Genomic DNA, 18,095 nt, shown 5'->3' with positions numbered 1-18,095 from the left:
ATCGAGCCGTACACACCAAGTACGACCGGACGGCGCCTGGGCAGCGGATTTCTCCAGGCAGACGAAGTGGTCGTTTAGCGAATAGCCGTGAAGTGGCCTGCCGAGTTCGTCTGGAATTGGCATCCGTGAGGAGGCCACGTTCGACTTAGCATTGCCTTGTGAGTACCTCGACAGCACAGAACTCCGTTCCCGAGCAGGAGACCGGCACCGCGCGTGTGAAGCGCGGCATGGCGGAGATGCTCAAGGGCGGCGTGATCATGGACGTGGTCACCCCGGAGCAGGCCAAGATCGCCGAGGACGCCGGCGCGGTGGCCGTGATGGCGCTCGAGCGGGTGCCGGCCGACATCCGCGCACAGGGCGGCGTGTCCCGGATGAGCGACCCGGACATGATCGACGGGATCATCAGCAAGGTGTCCATCCCGGTGATGGCCAAGGCGCGCATCGGACACTTCGTCGAGGCGCAGGTGCTGCAGTCGCTCGGCGTGGACTACATCGACGAGTCCGAGGTGCTCACCCCGGCCGACTACGCCAACCACATCGACAAGTGGCGGTTCACCGTGCCGTTCGTGTGCGGCGCGACGAACCTGGGCGAGGCGCTGCGCCGGATCACCGAGGGCGCGGCCATGATCCGCTCCAAGGGCGAGGCCGGCACCGGTGACGTGTCCAACGCGACCACCCACATGCGCAAGATCCGCGGCGAGCTGCGGCGGCTGTCCTCGCTGCCCGAGGACGAGCTTTACGTTGCGGCGAAAGAACTTCAGGCGCCCTACGAGCTGGTGAAGGAGGTCGCCGTTGCCGGGAAGCTGCCGGTCGTGCTGTTCACCGCGGGCGGCATCGCGACGCCGGCCGACGCGGCGATGATGATGCAGCTCGGCGCGGAGGGCGTGTTCGTCGGCTCGGGCATCTTCAAGTCGGGCAACCCGGCTGAGCGCGCCGAGGCGATCGTCAAGGCCACCGCGTTCCACGACGACCCGGACGTGATCGCGAAGGTGTCCCGCGGGCTCGGCGAGGCCATGGTCGGCATCAACGTCGACGACATCCCGCAGCCGCACCGCCTCGCCGAACGCGGCTGGTGACCTGACGGTTCAGTCGCCCTCTCGCAGCTCACGCTGGATGCGCACGATGAGGAGGTCCGCCATGGGCGGCTCACCATCGGTCTCCTCGGCGGTTGGTCCGTCAGGTCGGCGCAGCTTGTCCATGTCTTTGAGGATTTCGGCCATGGTGGGGGCGTTCTTGAACGCCTCGGCCTGCCTGGCGAGGTCAGCTTCGAGGTCGTAAGGATCCGACCTGAACGCGCGTTCGGTGTGGCGCGCATCCTCGTCCATGGGTTCAGGTTATCGGTGTGATGTGAATTACCGCGCTCTCCCGTGGGTTACTGGTGAGTTGATTACTAGGGTCCGGTTCCGTGTCCGTGCGTGCCCGCACGGTGAGGTCTGCTTCCCGCTGGCGGCTGTGATCACGCCGCGCGGGCGGGCTCGGGAAGGAACCATTCGTGGACTCGACGCTGCGTTCACAGCCGCCGACGCCGGACGACGAGAACGGCGAGGACACGGGCGGCGGCTACGCCAAGTCGCTGAGCAACCGGCACGTCCAGATGATCGCCATCGGCGGCGCGATCGGCGTTGGCCTGTTCCTGGGCGCCGGTGGCCGGCTGCACGCCATGGGCCCGTCGCTGCTGCTGGTGTACGCGGTGTGCGGGCTGGCCGGCTGGATGGTCATGCGGGCCATCGCCGAACTCGTGCTGTACAAGCCGGTCGCGGGTAGCTTCGTGGAGTACTCCCGCGAGTTCATCGGCCCGTGGGCGGGCTTCGCGGCCGGCTGGATGTACTGGTTCAACTGGGCCGCCACCTGCGTCGTGGAGATCACCGCGGCGGCGATCTACGTCGGACGCTGGGCGCCCGACATGCCGCAGTGGCTCACCGCGCTGATCTGCCTCGTGGTGCTGCTGGCCGTGAACCTGTTGTCGGTGAAGCTGTTCGGCGAGCTGGAGTTCTGGTTCGCGATCATCAAGGTCACCGCGATCGTGGTGTTCCTGGTCGTCGGTACCGGCCTGGTGCTCACCGCGGCGGACATGGGCGGCGGCGTGCACGCCAGCCCCAGCCACGCGACCTCGCACGACGGCCTGTTCCCGCATGGCATCGGCATCGCGTTGATCAGCATGCAGGCGGTGATCTTCGCCTACAACGGCATCGAGATGGTGGCGATCACGGTCGGCGAGACGCGCAACCCGCGCGAGGTGCTGCCCAAGGCGGCGCGCGCGGTGGCGTGGCGGATCGGCTTCTTCTACGTCGGTTCGGTGCTCCTGCTGGTGATGCTGCTGCCCTGGCACATGTACACCGGCGACGAGAGCCCGTTCGTGACGGTGTTCTCCCGGCTGGGCATCCCGGCCGCCGGTGACGTGATGAACCTGGTCGTGTTGACCGCGGCGCTGTCCTCGTGCAACTCCGGCATCTACGCCACCGGCCGCACTCTGCGCTCGCTGGCCCACCGCGGCGACGCGCCGTCGTTCACCGCCAGGCTGAGCTCGCGCAAGGTGCCGATCGGCGGGATCGCGGTGACGGCGGTCGTGATGCTGGTCGGTGTCGGGCTGAACTACGTGGTGCCCAAGCAGGCGTTCGACCTGGCCATCGCGGTGGCCTCGATCGGCGTGCTGGCCAGTTGGGCGTCGTTGATCTACAGCCAGATTCGCTTGCACGCCAAGGCGAAGCGCGGTGAGTTGGAGCGCCCGAAGTTCCGGGTTCCCGGGTCGCCGTACACCGGCTACGCGACGCTCGCGTTCCTGCTGCTGGTGCTCGTGCTGATGGCCTTCTCCTCCGGCGTTGAGCGGTACGCGTTCTACCTCGTGCCGGTCGTCGCGCTGACGCTCGCGGTCGGCTGGTGGGTGCTCAGCCGCCGCCGGAGGTCAGACGTGCTCGGAGACCAGGCACGCTGAGCTTTCCTCGGACGTCGGGCACCCGTTTATGCGCACACGCGACTACCGCTTGCCCTGGTTGTTCGACGCTGCGTAGCGTGATCGATACGAGCGGGTCGACACAGGGAGTCGCGATGGACAAGCTCAGGCTGACCAAACTGGCTGGCACGTGCGAGGACTTCGACACTTGTCCGACCATATACGTGTCGGACAGGGCCACGTTGGTCTTTCAGGGACCCGAGGTTGGCGACCTTGATGGTCTGCGACTCGGTGACGGTGAGGCAGCCATCGCATTGAGCATCGACCTGGTCAAGGAGGCTATTCGTGCGTATGACGCTCGCTGAGTTCGGGGCCATGTCGTTGGCCTTCAAGAAGTCAGCATTTCGGTTCGAGACCTTGCCGCACTACGCGGGCGAATCGGAACGCGCTGGGTTGGCCTTGTTCTTGTCTGGTGCCGAGAAGCCGGCCGATCACAACGAGAGAACTCACGAGACCATGCGTCGACTTGCTGCGGAAGGAAAAAAGGTTCAGAAGGTAAAAGTGGTCAGTCGTCCGTATACTGACTACACGCGATACGCGCTTGAATGGTCAATTCCTGGCAGTGTGGCCGCAGGATGGGAGCATCGTATTCTCGATGTCACAGATCGGAACGTAGATCTACCGACGTTTGACTACTGGCTCTACGACGATTCGAAGGTGGTCGTCGTGAACTACGATGACGACGGCGTCCCTGTCGACGCTGAACTGATCGAGGGTGATGACGTCGAACGTTATCGCCGCTGGCGTGACCTCGCGCTGGAAGAGTCGGTTCCATTTAGTGTCTTTCGAGCCTGATCAACAAGAAAGAAGCAGGCGGGGCATCGCGGAGGTGCTGCGTGAGCTCCGCCGTGGGGCTGGTCTGACCGGTGAGGACTTGGCGGCCAGGTGTGCGACAAGTCAGAGCAAGATCAGTCGGATAGAGACCGGCAAGCTGCTACCGAGTGTCACCGAAGTCGATCGAATCCTGAAGGCGTTGAACGTTCCGCCAGATAAGGCAAGCAAGTTGCTGGAACTGGCTCGTGCGGCGAATGTCGACTACACGTCTGGGCGTGTGATCGCACGGATGGGGCTCGACCATCAACAGCGTGAGGTTAAGGCTCAGATCGAGTCCGCGACCGTGTTCAGGCACTTCTTGCCCGCCATGCCGCCAGGGTTTCTTCAGCTTCGCCAGTATGCGGAAGCAGTGATGACTCCGGTCGTGCCCAGTGCGCCACGACGTGATGTGAATAAGGCGGTGCGTGCTCGCATCGAGATGCGTTCGGTGCTTGATGACGAGTCGCGTCGATTCGTGCTGGTCATGACCGAACAGGCAGTTCGCTGGAACTACGCCGGGGCTGAGATCATGGCTCAGCAGGTCGCACACATGGCCAGGGAATCTCGGCGACCGAATGTGGACTTGGCTGTTCTGTCGAATGCGACTGAAACCCCAAAGGCGCCCGTGAGCATTTTCAAGATACTTTACGAGCGATTGGTCCTCGTTGAGATGTTCAACGGGAACGTGTCGTTTCGGGATCCGCGCGATGTGACCTACTATCTGGAGTTGTTCGAGTTCTTCTATGATCGTGCGCTTAAGGGCGATGACGCGATCGACTTCCTTGAGAAGGTTGCCGAGGAGTTTCGAGATCGCTCACACGTGCTCGGAGACCAGGCACGCTGAGGTGTTCGGGGCCAGCGCCTGGAACACGTGCGCGGTGTCGCCGGGGTAGGCGATGTAGTCACCGGGCCCCAGCTCGACGGGCTCGTCGGTCGGGCCGACCAGCGCGCGGCCGGAGCTGATCACCACGTGCTCGACCACGCCGGGCATGTGCGGCTCGGACTCGCGCGCGTTGCCGGGCTCGGCGGTGATCAGGTAGATGTCGCGGCGCGCGTTCGGCGGGCAGGAGGCGAGCAGCGTCGCCACGTAGTCGGCCCGCTCGGAGTACACGGCTGGCCCTTCGCCGGCGCGGATCACCTGCACGCGCGGTTTGGGCGGCTCGACCAGGCGGGAGAACGGCACGTCGAGTGCCACGGACAGTGCCCACAGCGTCTCCACGCTCGGGTTTCCGGTGGCCGATTCGAGCTGTGACAGCGTGGATTTCGCGATCCCGGCGCGCTTGGCCAGTTCGCTGAGCGACAGCCTGGCTCTGTCCCGCTCGCGGCGCAGCGAGTGGGCGATCACGTCGAGTGGCGCGCCGTGCGGCATGTCACGTCCGTTCGGTGAGACGGTACGAGCGTTCGCCTTGACGAACACCGTGGAACGCGTTCAGCATAGAAGACATGCGTTCGATGTGGCGAACACTGGACAAGGCGACCCGCCGGGACATCGTCACCCTGGCCGTGGCCGACGGCGTGGTGGGCGCGTCGTTCGGCGCGATCGCGGTGTCCGCCGGCCTGTCGTGGTGGGTTCCGGTGGTGATGTCGGTGCTGGTGTTCGCCGGCGGCGCGCAGTTCCTCGCGGTCGGCGTGGTCGCGGCGGGCGGCGGGCCGATCGCCGCGGTGCTCGGCGGCCTGGTGCTCAACGCGCGCCACCTGCCGTTCGGTCTGGCCGTCGGCGACGTGCTCGGCCGCGGTGGGCTGCGCCGCGCCATCGGCAGCCACCTGATGCTGGACGAGACGGTCGCCTTCGCCATGGCGCAGCGCGATCCGGCTCGCCGCAGGGCCGCGTACTGGGTGTGCGGCCTGGTGCTGTTCGTGGTGTGGAACGTCGGCACGGTCCTCGGCGTGCTGGTCGGCCAGGTGATCGGCGATCCGGCGACCTGGGGCCTGGACGCCGCGTTCCCCGCCGCGCTGTTCGCGCTCGTGCTGCCGGCGCTGTCCGATCCGGCCACCCGCCGCGCGGCGATCGTGGGCGCGGCGATCGCACTCGCCGCGTCACCGTTCCTGCCGGCCGGCCTTCCCGTGCTGCTGGCGTTGCTCGGCCTGTTCGCGGCACGCAGGAAACCGTTGCCCCGCAAGGAAACCGACCTGGAGATGAGCCGATGAACCTGGTCGCGATTCTCGTGCTCGCCGCGGGCACCTACGGGTTCCGGCTCGCCGGCCCGCTGCTGCGCGACAAGATCACGCTGTCCGACCGGGTGCGCGAGTACGTGTCCGACGCGGCGACCGTGCTGCTGGTCGCGCTGGTCGCCACCGCCGCCCTGATCGACGGGCAGCACTTCGCCGGCTGGGCGCTGCCGGCCGGTGTTCTCGTCGGCGGGGTGCTCGCCTGGCGGCGCGCGCCGTTCGTGGTCGTGGTGGTCGCCGCGGCCGTCACCGCCGCACTGCTGCGGCTGGCCGGCGTGCCGTGATCAGCTGATCACCTCGGCGGTGGGCGGCACCTCGTGCTTGCGACGGTGGTCGAACAGCAGGTTCGTGTGCAGCTCGGCCACCTCCTTGCGGGTGGTGAACCCATCGAGCAGCAGCTGTTGCAGGTGGGCGGCGTCGGTCACCGCCACGTGCACCAGGAAGTCGTCCGGACCGGCGACATTGGACGCCGCGATGGTCTCCGGCAGGGACAGCACGTAGTCGCCGAAGCGGCGCACGACCGCCCGGGTGTGCGGGCGGATCCGCACCGCGACGATCGCCTGCAGCGGGCGGCCGAGTGCGCCGAGGTCCACCTCGGCGTGGCAGCCGGTGATCACGCCGCGCTCGCGCAGTGCGCGCACGCGTACCAGGCAGGTCGACGGGGCGACGTTGACGCGGGCGGCGAGATCCTTGTTGGGCAGCCGAGCATCGTTCTGCAGCTCTCGCACGATCGCGGCGTCGATCGCATCGAACACGGTGTTCTCCTCGTCTGCCGAAGATTGTTCGAGCCTCCACCGTATCCGCCGTCGATGATGCACGATCTGGCCCTATGACTGGATTGCGTACACAGGCCGTGCACGGTGGCCGCGCGGATCTCGCGGACCTGGGAGTGCACGCCCCGCCGATCGACCTGTCGACCACGTACCCGCTGCCCGATCAGGCCGCGGGCGGCGCCGCGCTCGGCGAGCTGGCCGAGGGTGCCATCGAGGCCGCCTCGCCGGTGTACGCACGGGTGCGCAACCCGACCGTGGCGCGGTTCGAGACCGCGCTCGCCGAGTTGGAGCACGCCGAGTCGGCGGTCGCGTTCGGCAGCGGGATGGCGGCCGTCACCGCGGTGATCCAGGCCGCGTGTGTCCTCAGTGGACGGTCGCACGTGGTGGCCGTGCGTCCGCTGTACGGCGGCACGGATCACTTGCTGTCCACCGGTTTGCTCGGCACCACGGTGTCCTATGTGGACGCTTCGGAGGTGGCGGACGCGATCACGCCGGAGACCGGACTCGTGGTGATCGAGACGCCGGCCAACCCGAACCTGGACCTGATCGACATCGCCGCCGTGGTGTGCGCGGCGGGTGACGTGCCGGTGCTCGTGGACAACACGTTCGCCACGCCCGTGCTGCAGAACCCGGCCGACGCGGGCGTGGCCTACGTGCTGCACTCCGGCACCAAGTACCTCGGTGGGCACGGCGACGTTCTGGGGGGCGTCGTCGCGTGTGCCGAGGGGCTGGCCGGGCCGCTGCGCCAGGTGCGCATCCTCACCGGCGCGGTGCTGCACCCGCTCGGCGGCTACCTGCTGCACCGCGGGCTCGCCACGCTGCCGTTGCGGGTGCGTGCCGCGCAGGAGACGGCGGCCGTGCTGGCCGCTCGGCTCGTCGAGCACCCCGCGATCGCCGCCGTGCGGTACCCGGGTCTGCCCGGCGCCGACCCGCACGGCCTGCTCGGCACCCAGATGCGCGGGCCGGGCGCGATGCTCGCGTTCGAGACGCTCGCGGACCCGAACGTGGTGGTCGGCAAGCTGAGCCTGATCACGCCGGCGGTCAGCCTCGGTTCGGTGGACACGCTGATCGAGCACCCCGCCGCGCTGACCCACCGGCTGGTGGCCAGCGCGGATCGGCAGGCCTGCGGTGTGCCGGAGAACCTGCTGCGGCTGTCGGTCGGTCTTGAGGATCTCGACGACCTGTGGACCGACCTGGACGACGCGCTGACCGCGGCGAGCTAGCCAATCCCCGTCGAAGAAATCGCTTGACAAACGCGAAAAGGTGATTCAGCGGGCTAAATCCCGCCCAGGGCGGCTGGATTCGGCGGGCTCGATCCCGGTGATCGGCGCTCAGGGGCGGTGCCGCAGGCCGATCGTGGCGAACACGGTCTCCGCGCCGCTGTCGTGCAGCCGGCCGTGCTCGTCGAAGGCGTCCGGGCCGTCGGTCATGCCGAAGTCGTTGTCCGACGCCACGATCAGCTCGGTGCCACGCAACGCGATGCCCTCGATCTTGCCGGGGATGCCGGGGATCGCGGTCAGGTCGATCAGCAGCGACGATCGGGCGGCGGTGATCCCGGCAGCGGCCGGGTCGGGGAGTGACTCCAGGCTCGGGCTGGTCTTCGGGTCGTCGTGGCGGGAGCCGAGCACGTCGGTCGCGCCGGCGAGGTCGGCGACGTAGACCTTGGCCACCTTGTCGGTGCGCTGGTCGACCAGCAGCCGGTCGCGGTCGAGCGCCACCAGGCCGGAGATCTTCATCTCGTCCTGCTTGCCCTTGGCGGACGGGTCGAACGTGGTGACGTCCTCCATCCGGAAGACGTACTCGGCCGTGGCCCGACCGTCCACTGTGGACACCGCGAGGAACCGCACGGTGCGGGACTTCTCGCCGGTGTCCTTGTCCGGGTTGGACAGCGGGCTCTGCACCGCGGCGAACAGCGTGCCGCCGTCCGGTGAGATCGCCAGGCCCTCGAAGCCGCGATTCTGCTTGCGCGCCAACAGGATTCCCGGCAGCGACTCGATCACGGGGTAGCCGGTGCCGGTGAGCCCGAGGCCCTTCGGCACGAAGCGCGCCAGCACCCGGCCGTCCCGCCCGACATGCAGGATGGACGGGCTGTACTCCTCGGCGAGCCAGAACGAGCCGTCCCGCGCGACCACGAGTCCCTCGGGGTCGATCCCGTTGACGTTGTAGGGGAGCGGGGTGGAGGCGTCGTAGGTGTACGGCGCCTCGTCGTGGCCCTTCTGGTTGGGCAGGCCGGTGACCGGCTCGCCGGCCGTGGTGCGGATCGGGATCGACTCGACCGGCTGTACCGACTTGCCGTCGACGCGCACCCGCACGATCGCCGGGTCGAACATCGGCAGCGGGAAGGTGCGCCGTTTCTTGCCGGAGACTTCGATCTGCCCGTTGGGGCCGCGGTCGGTGACCGTCCAGAACTCGCCGTGGCGATGGGCGGGGTAGATGTCGCTGCCGATGCCGCCGAGGTCGATGTTTCGGTCGTCGGCGATCGAGCCCTGGAACTCGGACAGTGGGATGTCCGGCAGCGTGGCCAGCGAGACGGTGCTGTCGGGCTTGGCGGACGCGCCGTTGACCGCGATCAGCGCGGCGACGGAGGCCAGGGCGACGGGGATGGCGAGAAGGCGAAGGCGCACGGGCGGACGCTAGACGTGGGAGGTGGCCACCCGGTGACCAGATCGTGAACGAGGTGGCCGTCTTCCCGTGCGGGCCGGGGCACTAGGCTCGGTGACCTGGGTGTATCACGAAAGGTGACCGGTGTCGGGTCCGTTGATCGGCGTTCTCGCGCTGCAGGGCGATGTGCGCGAGCACCTGGCCGCGCTGGAGGCGAGCGGTGCGCGTGCGGTCGCGGTGCGCAGGCACGCGGAGTTGGCCGAGGTGGACGGCCTGGTGCTGCCCGGCGGCGAGTCCACCACCATGTCCCGATTGCTGGAAATCTTCGAGATGCTGGAGCCCCTGCGCGAGCGGATTTCCGACGGAATGCCCGCCTACGGTTCGTGTGCGGGGATGATCCTGCTGGCCAACAAGGTGCTGGACGGGCGGCCTGACCAGCACCAGATCGGCGGCCTGGACGCGATCGTGCGGCGCAACGCGTTCGGCAGGCAGGTGGATTCGTTCGAAGAGGACCTGCCGTTCAAGGAGTTGGACGGTCCGGTGCACGCTGTGTTTATTCGCGCGCCGTGGGTGGAGTCGGTGGCTGGTGATGTCGAGGTGTTGGCGACGGTGCCGGATACTCCGAACGCCGGAGCGGCCGCCGGTAGGATCGTCGCGGTTCGGCAGGGGCGCGTGCTCGCCACCGCGTTCCACCCGGAGCTCACGGGCGATACCCGGGTACACCGACTGTTCGTTGAGATGGTGACGGAGGAGAAATGAGCGGCCATTCAAAGTGGGCCACCACGAAACACAAGAAGGCCGCCCTGGATGCCAAGCGTGGCAAGCTTTTCGCGAAGCTGATCAAGAACGTCGAGGTGGCCGCGCGCACCGGTGGCGGTGACCCGGACGGTAATCCGACGCTGTACGACGCGATCCAGAAGGCGAAGAAGAGCTCCGTCCCGAACGACAACATCGAGCGCGCCCGCAAGCGTGGTTCCGGTGAAGAGGCGGGCGGCGCCGACTACCAGACGATCATGTACGAGGGCTACGGCCCCGGCGGTGTCGCCGTGCTGATCGAATGTCTGACGGACAACCGCAACCGCGCGGCGACCGAGGTGCGCACCGCGATGACCCGCAACGGCGGTTCGCTCGCTGACTTGGGTTCCGTGTCGTACATGTTCAACCTCAAGGGCGTCGTGATCGTCCCCAAGGGCGAGCTGACCGAAGACGACGTGCTCATGGCTGTGCTCGATGCGGGCGCGGAGGAGGTCAACGACCTCGGCGAGAACTTCGAGATCGTGTCCGAGCCGACCGACCTGGTGGCCGTGCGCAAGGCGCTGCAGGAAGCCGGGTACGACTACGAGTCGGCCGAGGCCAGCATGGTGCCCACGATGACCGTGTCGGTTGACGCGGACGGCGCGCGCAAGGTCTTCAAGCTGATCGACGCGCTCGAGGACTCCGACGACGTGCAGAACGTGTACGCCAACTTCGACGTGCCCGACGAGGTCATGGCCGAGGTCGTCTGACCTGTTCTGTCAGGCGACGCCGACGTGCATGGTGTTGCGGATGGCTTTGCGTGCCGGATCGACCCACGCGGGCGGAATGTAGTACGGGATGCCGTTGCGCATGACGATTTCCCAGTCTTGTTCGTGAATTGTCGTGTGGTGGTATCGGCAGAGCAAGGTCATGAGTTCTGCCGAAGTTATTCCGCCTTCGATCCACGGGATGATGTGGTGTGCGTCGGTCCACTCTGGCGGCCGATCACAACCAGGAAATGAGCAGCCCTTATCCCTGGCGATGAGTGCGGCTCGGATGTGTTGTGTGACGAGTCGTTGTTCGCGCCCCACATCAAGGGGTTGCCCTTCGCTGTTCAGCACGATGGGTGTGATGCCTGCATCGCAGGCGATCTGCCGAATGGTTTGTGGGGTGATGAACGCACCGAAGTCACCTCGGCCGAGGCCGATTTGGTCGCGGAGTTGTTCGTAGGAAATCGTGATGGCGAGGTGCGGTCGCCGCCCGCCGTCTTGCGGGAGTGTGTCGGAGTTGAGGATGCGGTGGGCGAGTTCGATGAGTGCGTCGGCCCACCTGCGGGCGGCGGATCGGTCGTCGTCTTTGCCTGCGGGTTTCGCCAGCGGGGAGAGGGCCGCCTTGAGGACTTCGGCGCACTCGGGCGAGAGTCGCCCGCGCAGCAGGATCGTCCCGTCGATGTCTTCGATCATGGAGAATTCCATGCGCTTGCGGGCTGCTTGTTCTTCCAGGACAACGTGTTCAGGTTGCAGGTGGGCGCGGGTTCGGGTGGCGATCTTGCCGAGTGTCACCGGCTCAAACCGTGTGGCTTCCTCCACAAGGAGTTGTTCGACGTCTGCGTGATGCTCGACCGGAAGTTTGTCGATTGTGGTGCGCACGACCTGTACGTGGTCGCGGCTGATCGCCCCAGCGGCGAGCGCTTTCGCCGCCACTGGTAGCTGCGGTTCGATGGGTTGGCCGGTGAGCGTGATGGAGCCGAACAACGCGTTCGCGTCCGCGACTCGCCTGCGTGCGTCTGCGGGTGTGATCCGCACCGTGTCCCGCAAAAACGATGCCGTGGAGTAGGCCCCCATTTCTTTCGCGAGGCCTAGCTCATCGATTTCGTGAACGAGTTGAAGTCGCTCGTATTCGAGTTGTCGAATGTGGATTTCGCGAGCCCGTAGCTCGTCGATTAGTTGCTGTCCCCTCATACTTGTATTCTACCCAATTCGACCGACCACTGTGGGGTGAACTAAAAGGAGCAAGGTGGCGGCGCGGTACGGGCAAAAGGCAGGCGGAGCCTGCCCGTAGCGCCAGCCTTTTAGGGCCGATCGAGGCTCACAAGTCCAGGGCTCGGCCCCCCCCTGGGGCCGAGTCGGCGAAGCCGACGCCGTAGGCGCCCTTGACTTGTGAGAATCGGCCCGCACAATTCCGCGCCGCCACACCCCAAGTGCCACCCGACACGAAGACTTCACCCAGCAGCACGAACAACCTAGAGTTGGCGCGTGTCGATCGAAGGACTGACGGAGCAAGACACGGCCCTGCGCGCGTGGTTACTCGCGGAAGCCGACCAGCACGGCAACGCCGTCGTCGAGGTACCCCCTGACCAGCACGGCGCCCCCTACACCTTCACCGTAGGAGCCTGGCGCCGCTTCGGCGTCCCCGAAGCAGTCGTCATCGGCCTCCCCAAAGACATGGGCCCCGTCCTGGTCAACGCCTACGTCGAACAAGCCCGAGCCGGCCGCCGCTTCGTCCCGGGCCAGCTCTACGACGACTTCTTCGACGGCGTCCCCGTCACCGTCGAACGCGTCCACAAGGGCCACTACCCCGAGTTCCTCGGCAGCGCCTTCCTCATCTACCGCACCGGCGACTTCCCCGCCGTCCAACTCATCGTCCCCACCCCAGAAGGCCAGTGGCCCTGGAACGCCGACGCCCCCGAAGGCTTCGCCGACTGGCAGCCGATCCTCACCGACTCCGGCGCCCCAGAAAGCTGGACGCCCGGCGTGAACGGCCCATGACCGTCCACATCGGACAGTTGACCGCAGAGCATGCCGGCGAAGCCCTCACCGTCCAACGCGCCGCCTACGTCGCCGAAGCCAAACTAAACGGCACCCTGACCATCCCGCCCCTGGAAGAGACCGCCGACCAGTTGGCCGCTGATCTCGAATCCAACGCCGTCCTGGCATTCGGAGCGTGGCTGGGACCGAGACTCGTCGGCAGCGTCCGCGGCCGCCCCGAAGGCACCCGCATGGAGGTGTCCCGGTTCGCAGTCGCCCCCGACATGCAAGGCCGCGGCGTCGGCAAAGCGCTGCTGACCGCCATCGAATCCGCCGTGCCCGCCAGCGTCGAGACGATCTGGCTGGTCACCGGCGCGGCCAGCACGGCCAACATCGCGATGTACGGCCGCGCCGGCTACGTCCACGTGAAGAACGCGCACGACGCGCTCGGCGTGCCCGTCGCGATCATGGAGAAGCCTGTGTCGTCTGGATCACTCGCCACTTGACCTCGACCATGCTCCAGGTTCGAAGCTGGAGCACATGGAGAACCGGCGCAGCAGCCCGCGCGTGACCCTCGTCGTCGTCCTGCTCGGCTACCTGACCCTCCCGCTGGCCATGTCCGGCACCACCGTGGCGCTGCCCGGGATCGGCACCGATCTGCACGCGGTCGGCGCGCCGCTGCAGTGGGTGGTCACCGGCTACTTTCTCACCGCGTCGTCGCTGATGCTGGTCGCCGGCTCGCTCGGCGATCTGTTCGGCCGGCGGCGGCTGCTTCGCTACGGCGCCGCGATCTACGCGATCGGCTCGCTGGCCAGCGCCGCCGCCACGAACATCGCCCTGCTGGACGCGGCGCGCGTGGTGTCCGGATTCGGCGCGGCCGGCGTGATGGGCACCGGGGGAGCGGTGCTCGCCACCACGTTCACCGGCGCCGCGCGCACCAGGGCGTTCGCCGCGATGGGCACCACCGCGGGCATCGGCATCGCGGTCGGGCCGACGTTCTCCGGCTGGCTGGTCGGCGCGATGGGCTGGCGCGCCACCTTCGTGGTCTACGCGGTGGCCGGGGTCGCGATTCTCGTCGGCACCACGCTGATCGCCGACTCCCGTGCCACCGAGCGGCCCAAGGTCGACTGGCCGGGCGCGCTGACCTTCGTGGTCGGGATCGCGCTGGTGATGTTCGGCGTGACGCGTGGCGCACAGCTCGGCTGGACCGATCCCGGCGTGCTCGCGCTGCTCGGCGGAGGTGTGCTGCTGATCGTCGCGTTCGTGATCATCGAGGGGCGCACCGCCCGTCCGGTGCTGGACCTGGCGCTGGCCCGCGATCGCCGGTTTCTCGCCTGGTGCATCGCCGGCACGATGAGTGCTGTTGGCTTCATCGGCACGCTGGTGCACCTGCCGACCTACCTGCAGGGCGTGAACCACGTGTCGGCTGGCTCGGCCGGTGTCACGATGCTGATGCTGACCGCGCCGGTGCTGGTGATCCCGACGCTCGGCGGCTGGCTGATCAACCACGGGCTGGCGCCGCGCGTGGTGATCACCGTGGCGCTGTCGTTCGTGGCCGGCGGCAACGCCTGGCTGACCGTGCTGCACCCGGGCATCTCCACGGGCGAACTGCTCGGCCCGCTCGGCATGATCGGCATCGGCGTGGGGCTGACCATGGGAATGGTGGACGGCCAGGCGATGGGCATGGTGGCCAAGGAGCGGGTCGGCATGGCGTCCGGCCTGCTGAACACGGTCCGCGCGACGTCGAACACGATGGCGCTGGCGGTGATCGGCTCGCTGATGATCGCGCTGCTGTCCAGCAGGGTGGGCGACGCGTCGGTGGCCGAGCAGGTCGCCGCCGGACACGTCACCGGGCCGGACAGCGCGATGCTCGCCGACCAGTTCACCGGCGTGTGGCAGACGCTGTTGTGGTCGCTCGCGGTGATCAGCGCGGTGGCCGCGATCGCGGTGCCGCTGATGCTCGCGCCGCGGCGACAGAAGGTGACCACCGAGGCGATTCCCGTACCCGCGTAGACCTGACGCATTGTGTCACCACCTGGCTACCATGATCGAGTGGAGCACACGTCGCCACGGCCGCGTCCCCGCGAGATCACCGAGGCCGAGCTCGGCTTCAAGCCGCAGCCGCCGGTGGCCTGGCTCGCGCCGTCGGTCCTCGCCGCGACCGGCGTGAAGTCGTTGGTGGCGACGGTGTTCGGCTCCTACTCCGACAAGCGCGAACTCCAGGGCAGCCTGCCGGCCAACGTGCACCGCTTCGAGGAGGGTGACGAGCTGTGGCTGGACTTCGTGGCCGATCTCGGTGACGGGTTCGACGCCACGTACTCGATCGCCTCGCTGCTCGCCGCCGAGTCGATCACCCTGCCCGGCGAGCTGAGCCTGCCGCGCGGCCGGCTGCTGGTGATGGGCGGCGACCAGGTCTACCCGTCCGCGTCCACCGAGACTTACGAGGACCGTTCCAAGGGCGTGTACCGCGCCGCGCTGCCGACCGCGGAGGCGCCGCGGCCGCGGCTGTTCGCGTTGCCCGGCAACCACGACTGGTACGACGGGCTGACCGCGTTCCTGCGCGTGTTCGGCCAGCAGCGCACGATCGGCGGCTGGCAGACCGAGCAGTCCCGCAGCTACTTCGCGATCGAGCTGCCGCACCGGTGGTGGCTGTACGCGATCGACACGCAGTTCGACGACTACGTGGACGCTCCGCAGCTGGAGTACTTCCGCACCGCGGCCGAGGATCTGCGTGAGGGTGACGGGGTGATCCTGTGCACGCCGGCGCCGTCCTGGGTGGTCGCCGGGTCCGGTGGCGAGGCGAAGGGCTACGACACGATCGAGTTCTTCGAGCGCGAGATACTCCGCCCACATGGTGCGAACATCCGGATGATGCTATCCGGTGATCAGCACCATTACGCGCGTTACGCAGAAGAAGGCGGCGGCGAGGTGCAGCGGATCACCTGCGGCACCGGCGGCGCGTACCTCGCGGCCACGCACCAACTGCCCGAGAAGCTGACCCTGCCGCCGCCCACCTCACGCATCTTCTGGTCCGGCGAGCGGCGCACCTCCCGGCTCGCCGGACGCTATCCGTCCACAGTGGACTCGAAGCGGCTTTCCCTTGGCATCATTCGACTTCCGTGGCGCAATCGCGGGTTCGCCACCCTGATGGCCGGGGTGCACTTCGTGCTGTTCCTCGCGTTCGCGCTCGGCCTGGTGATCACCTCGGGCCGGGAGCGGGCCAGCGCGATCACCGAGGTGCCGGCGTGGACACCGGCGGTGCTCTGCTCGGTGCTGCTGATCGTCGGCACGGTCAACTTCGCCCGGCTCGGCCTGCCGGACAGACGCGCGCGGGCCGGCCTCGTGGCCGGGGTGCTACACGGTCTGGCGCACCTCGGCATCGCGTTCGGCTGGCTGTTCGTCGTGCAGTGGCTGTACCTGGACGTGCTGGGGCGGGGTGTGGGCAGCGACTGGTTGGTCATCGTGATCGCCGTGGTGGTCACGCCGGCGCTGCTCGGGTTCGTCGGCAGCGAGTTGACCGCGCTGTACCTGCTGCTGGCCGGCCGGTTCGGGATCAACCTGAACGAGGTGTTCGCCGGCCAGAGCATCAGCGATCGCAAGGGGTTCCTGCGGATGCGGGTGGGCGCCGACGGCGATCTCACGATCTACCCGATCAAGGTGCACACAGTGGCCCGCGAGTGGGTGCCCGACCCGGACGGCGCACCGAGCGACCCGTGGCTGCGCCCGGCCACCCCGCTCGCACCGGAGCTGATCGAGGAACCGATTCGGGTGACACGCCTTCCTAACGCGTAACACATCAGTTACGCTTTCCGGGTGGATGTGGCCGGAGCGATCGCGGACGAGGTGCGCAGGGAGATTCTCGTGCTGCTGCACGACGGCCCGCGCACGGCCGGTGAGATCGCCGGCCGGTTCCCGATCAGCCGACCGGCGATCAGCCGGCACCTGCGGGTGCTCCGGGAGAGCGGGCTGGTCTCCGACGAGCTGTCCGGCCGGCAGCGGATCTACCGGCTGCACCCCGAACCGCTGCGCGAACTGGCCGCGTGGCTGGCGCGGTTCACCACCGAATCGAAATGGGAACAACGACTCGACGCGCTCGAAACCGAGGTTCACCGAACGAAGCGCGACAAAACCCGACAAGACATCGAAAAGGGGAGAACGGCATGATTCGCACACCGACCGGAAAGCTCGTCAAAACCGCGGACGGAACCGACCTGGTGCTCACCAGGACATTCCGTGCGCCGATCGACGACGTCTGGGCAAGCGTCACCGAGTCCGAGCGCACCGCCCGCTGGTACGGACCGTGGAAGGGCGACGCCGGGCAGGGCAAGACAATCCAGGTGCAGATGGTCTACGAGGACAGCCCGGAGTGGATGGACCTGACCATCGACGCCTGCGAGCCGCCGAGCCGGCTCGCCGTGTCCACTGTGGACGACATGGGCACCTGGCGCATGGAGCTGATTCTCGCCGAGAACGGCGGCACCACGGAACTGAAACTCGTACAGCACCTCGACAAGGCGGAAATCGTCGGTGATGTCGGGCCTGGATGGGAATACTACTTGGATATGCTCGTCGCCGCGCGGAACGACGAGAAACTGCCGAGTTTCGACGAATACTATCCGGCGCAAAAAGAATACTTCCTCGGTCAGCTGGACGGCTGACGGCGTGTCTGCGGCCCCGGCCTGAGTCCACCCCTTAGGCTCTCGAACGAATGTTCTCGTCGAGGGGTGATCAGGTGCGTGTGCTCGCCGTCGACCCGGGGCTGACCCGGTGCGGTGTCGCCGTGGTCCAGGGTGGCACCGGCCGGCAGGTCAGCTGCGTGGCCGTGGACGTGGTGCGCACGCCCGTGGAAGCGGCGCTGGCGACTCGGCTGCTGGCCATCTCCGACGCCGTGGAGTCCTGGCTCGACCTGCACAAGCCGGACGTGGTCGCGGTCGAGCGGGTGTTCAGCCAGTACAACGTGCGCACCGCGATGGGCACCGCCCAGGCCGGCGGCGTGGTCGCGCTGGCCGCCGCCCGGCGCGGCCTGCCGGTCGAGTTCCACACGCCCAGCGAGGTGAAGGCCGCCGTCACCGGCTCCGGCCGGGCGGACAAGGCGCAGGTCACCGTGATGGTCACCCGGCTGCTCGGGCTGGCCGAGGCGCCGAAGCCGGCCGACGCCGCCGACGCGCTCGCCCTCGGCATCTGTCACATCTGGCGCGCGCCACTGCGGTCCCGGCTGGCCGCCGCCGAGGCACAGGCCGCCGAGTTGGCCCGCAAGCACCGTGCCAGGCTGACCGCCGCGGCCCGAGCGAAAGGACGGTGAACACG

General features: G+C 67.8%; 22 protein-coding genes. 17 read left to right on the top strand and 5 right to left on the bottom strand.

Annotated elements, in window-relative coordinates; genetic code table 11:
* The first annotated feature begins 158 nt into the window (after positions 1 to 158).
* Entirely contained in the window at positions 159 to 1,076 is a 918-nt protein-coding gene (pdxS, locus tag EV193_RS24280) for a pyridoxal 5'-phosphate synthase lyase subunit PdxS (protein ID WP_130346763.1), read from the top strand.
* A gap of 9 nt (positions 1,077 to 1,085) precedes the next feature.
* Here the strand turns inward: pdxS and EV193_RS24275 are convergent, their stop codons facing one another.
* Positions 1,086 to 1,325: a hypothetical protein gene (locus EV193_RS24275; RefSeq protein WP_130346761.1), complete on the bottom strand. Its 240-nt coding sequence runs from the start codon at positions 1,323 to 1,325 to the stop codon at positions 1,086 to 1,088.
* Between the two features lie 269 nt (positions 1,326 to 1,594).
* Between EV193_RS24275 and EV193_RS24270 the strand changes: the two genes are divergently transcribed.
* The 4 genes from EV193_RS24270 to EV193_RS24255 all read left to right on the top strand — a co-directional run bounded on the left by EV193_RS24270 (position 1,595) and on the right by EV193_RS24255 (position 4,607).
* The gene (locus EV193_RS24270; RefSeq protein ID WP_130347027.1) at positions 1,595 to 2,932 is read left to right on the top strand and encodes an amino acid permease; all 1,338 of its coding nucleotides are present in this window, start codon (positions 1,595 to 1,597) and stop codon (positions 2,930 to 2,932) included.
* A gap of 113 nt (positions 2,933 to 3,045) precedes the next feature.
* Positions 3,046 to 3,255 carry a hypothetical protein gene (locus EV193_RS24265; protein ID WP_130346759.1) on the top strand — a complete coding sequence of 70 codons (210 nt, stop codon included), beginning with the start codon at positions 3,046 to 3,048 and terminating at the stop codon, positions 3,253 to 3,255.
* Positions 3,242 to 3,745 (top strand): DUF6879 family protein, encoded by a 504-nt coding sequence (locus EV193_RS24260; RefSeq protein ID WP_341273197.1) that lies wholly within the window; start codon positions 3,242 to 3,244, stop codon positions 3,743 to 3,745. Before EV193_RS24265 ends, EV193_RS24260 begins: the two co-directional genes overlap by 14 nt.
* Positions 3,696 to 4,607: a Scr1 family TA system antitoxin-like transcriptional regulator gene (locus EV193_RS24255; protein ID WP_242613627.1), complete on the top strand. Its 912-nt coding sequence runs from the start codon at positions 3,696 to 3,698 to the stop codon at positions 4,605 to 4,607. The genes EV193_RS24260 and EV193_RS24255 overlap by 50 nt, the downstream gene beginning before the upstream one ends.
* Here EV193_RS24255 and EV193_RS24250 read toward each other — a convergent pair.
* Positions 4,578 to 5,132 carry a helix-turn-helix domain-containing protein gene (locus EV193_RS24250; RefSeq protein WP_130346753.1) on the bottom strand — a complete coding sequence of 185 codons (555 nt, stop codon included), beginning with the start codon at positions 5,130 to 5,132 and terminating at the stop codon, positions 4,578 to 4,580. The genes EV193_RS24255 and EV193_RS24250 overlap by 30 nt on opposite strands.
* A gap of 74 nt (positions 5,133 to 5,206) precedes the next feature.
* On the opposite strand from EV193_RS24250, the gene EV193_RS24245 reads away from it, so the two are divergent.
* Entirely contained in the window at positions 5,207 to 5,911 is a 705-nt protein-coding gene (locus tag EV193_RS24245; RefSeq protein WP_130346751.1) for an AzlC family ABC transporter permease, read from the top strand.
* Positions 5,908 to 6,216, top strand: a complete 309-nt coding sequence (locus EV193_RS24240; protein WP_130346749.1) for an AzlD domain-containing protein — start codon at positions 5,908 to 5,910, stop codon at positions 6,214 to 6,216. The genes EV193_RS24245 and EV193_RS24240 overlap by 4 nt, the downstream gene beginning before the upstream one ends.
* Here the strand turns inward: EV193_RS24240 and EV193_RS24235 are convergent, their stop codons facing one another.
* Entirely contained in the window at positions 6,217 to 6,687 is a 471-nt protein-coding gene (locus EV193_RS24235) for an Lrp/AsnC family transcriptional regulator (RefSeq protein WP_130346747.1), read from the bottom strand. It lies immediately after the preceding gene.
* 74 nt (positions 6,688 to 6,761) lie between these two features.
* Here EV193_RS24235 and EV193_RS24230 point away from each other — a divergent pair, with 74 nt between their 5' ends.
* The gene (locus tag EV193_RS24230) at positions 6,762 to 7,928 is read left to right on the top strand and encodes a trans-sulfuration enzyme family protein (RefSeq protein ID WP_130346745.1); all 1,167 of its coding nucleotides are present in this window, start codon (positions 6,762 to 6,764) and stop codon (positions 7,926 to 7,928) included.
* A 108-nt stretch (positions 7,929 to 8,036) separates the two neighbouring features.
* Here the strand turns inward: EV193_RS24230 and EV193_RS24225 are convergent, their stop codons facing one another.
* The gene (locus EV193_RS24225) at positions 8,037 to 9,329 is read right to left on the bottom strand and encodes an esterase-like activity of phytase family protein (RefSeq protein ID WP_130346743.1); all 1,293 of its coding nucleotides are present in this window, start codon (positions 9,327 to 9,329) and stop codon (positions 8,037 to 8,039) included.
* Positions 9,330 to 9,450: 121 nt separating this feature from the next.
* On the opposite strand from EV193_RS24225, the gene pdxT reads away from it, so the two are divergent.
* Positions 9,451 to 10,065 (top strand): pyridoxal 5'-phosphate synthase glutaminase subunit PdxT, encoded by a 615-nt coding sequence (gene pdxT / locus EV193_RS24220; RefSeq protein ID WP_130346741.1) that lies wholly within the window; start codon positions 9,451 to 9,453, stop codon positions 10,063 to 10,065.
* Positions 10,062 to 10,811: a YebC/PmpR family DNA-binding transcriptional regulator gene (locus EV193_RS24215; protein WP_130346739.1), complete on the top strand. Its 750-nt coding sequence runs from the start codon at positions 10,062 to 10,064 to the stop codon at positions 10,809 to 10,811. The genes pdxT and EV193_RS24215 overlap by 4 nt, the downstream gene beginning before the upstream one ends.
* Positions 10,812 to 10,820: 9 nt before the next feature.
* Here the strand turns inward: EV193_RS24215 and EV193_RS24210 are convergent, their stop codons facing one another.
* Positions 10,821 to 12,002 carry an HNH endonuclease signature motif containing protein gene (locus EV193_RS24210; RefSeq protein ID WP_130346737.1) on the bottom strand — a complete coding sequence of 394 codons (1,182 nt, stop codon included), beginning with the start codon at positions 12,000 to 12,002 and terminating at the stop codon, positions 10,821 to 10,823.
* 294 nt (positions 12,003 to 12,296) lie between these two features.
* Here EV193_RS24210 and EV193_RS24205 point away from each other — a divergent pair, with 294 nt between their 5' ends.
* The 7 genes from EV193_RS24205 to ruvC all read left to right on the top strand — a co-directional run bounded on the left by EV193_RS24205 (position 12,297) and on the right by ruvC (position 18,090).
* Positions 12,297 to 12,809, top strand: a complete 513-nt coding sequence (locus EV193_RS24205; RefSeq protein ID WP_130346735.1) for a DUF4262 domain-containing protein — start codon at positions 12,297 to 12,299, stop codon at positions 12,807 to 12,809.
* Positions 12,806 to 13,294: a GNAT family N-acetyltransferase gene (locus EV193_RS24200; protein ID WP_130346733.1), complete on the top strand. Its 489-nt coding sequence runs from the start codon at positions 12,806 to 12,808 to the stop codon at positions 13,292 to 13,294. The genes EV193_RS24205 and EV193_RS24200 overlap by 4 nt, the downstream gene beginning before the upstream one ends.
* Before the next feature lie 34 nt (positions 13,295 to 13,328).
* Positions 13,329 to 14,801 carry an MFS transporter gene (locus EV193_RS24195; RefSeq protein WP_130346731.1) on the top strand — a complete coding sequence of 491 codons (1,473 nt, stop codon included), beginning with the start codon at positions 13,329 to 13,331 and terminating at the stop codon, positions 14,799 to 14,801.
* Between the two features lie 39 nt (positions 14,802 to 14,840).
* The gene (locus EV193_RS24190) at positions 14,841 to 16,580 is read left to right on the top strand and encodes a metallophosphoesterase family protein (protein WP_207222784.1); all 1,740 of its coding nucleotides are present in this window, start codon (positions 14,841 to 14,843) and stop codon (positions 16,578 to 16,580) included.
* 21 nt (positions 16,581 to 16,601) lie between these two features.
* Positions 16,602 to 16,952, top strand: coding sequence for an ArsR/SmtB family transcription factor (locus EV193_RS24185; protein ID WP_242613626.1), 351 nt, complete (start codon positions 16,602 to 16,604; stop codon positions 16,950 to 16,952).
* Complete coding sequence (locus tag EV193_RS24180; RefSeq protein WP_130346727.1) at positions 16,949 to 17,446, top strand: SRPBCC family protein; 498 nt, start codon at positions 16,949 to 16,951, stop codon at positions 17,444 to 17,446. The genes EV193_RS24185 and EV193_RS24180 overlap by 4 nt, the downstream gene beginning before the upstream one ends.
* 74 nt (positions 17,447 to 17,520) lie before the next feature.
* The gene (gene ruvC / locus EV193_RS24175; RefSeq protein WP_165401486.1) at positions 17,521 to 18,090 is read left to right on the top strand and encodes a crossover junction endodeoxyribonuclease RuvC; all 570 of its coding nucleotides are present in this window, start codon (positions 17,521 to 17,523) and stop codon (positions 18,088 to 18,090) included.
* The last annotated feature ends 5 nt before the right edge of the window (positions 18,091 to 18,095 follow it).

The organism is Herbihabitans rhizosphaerae (assembly GCF_004216555.1).
Taxonomy (GTDB): Bacteria; Actinomycetota; Actinomycetes; order Mycobacteriales; family Pseudonocardiaceae; genus Herbihabitans; species Herbihabitans rhizosphaerae.
Note: the sequence above shows the minus strand (reverse complement) of the source record. Positions and strands in the feature narration are given on the sequence as shown.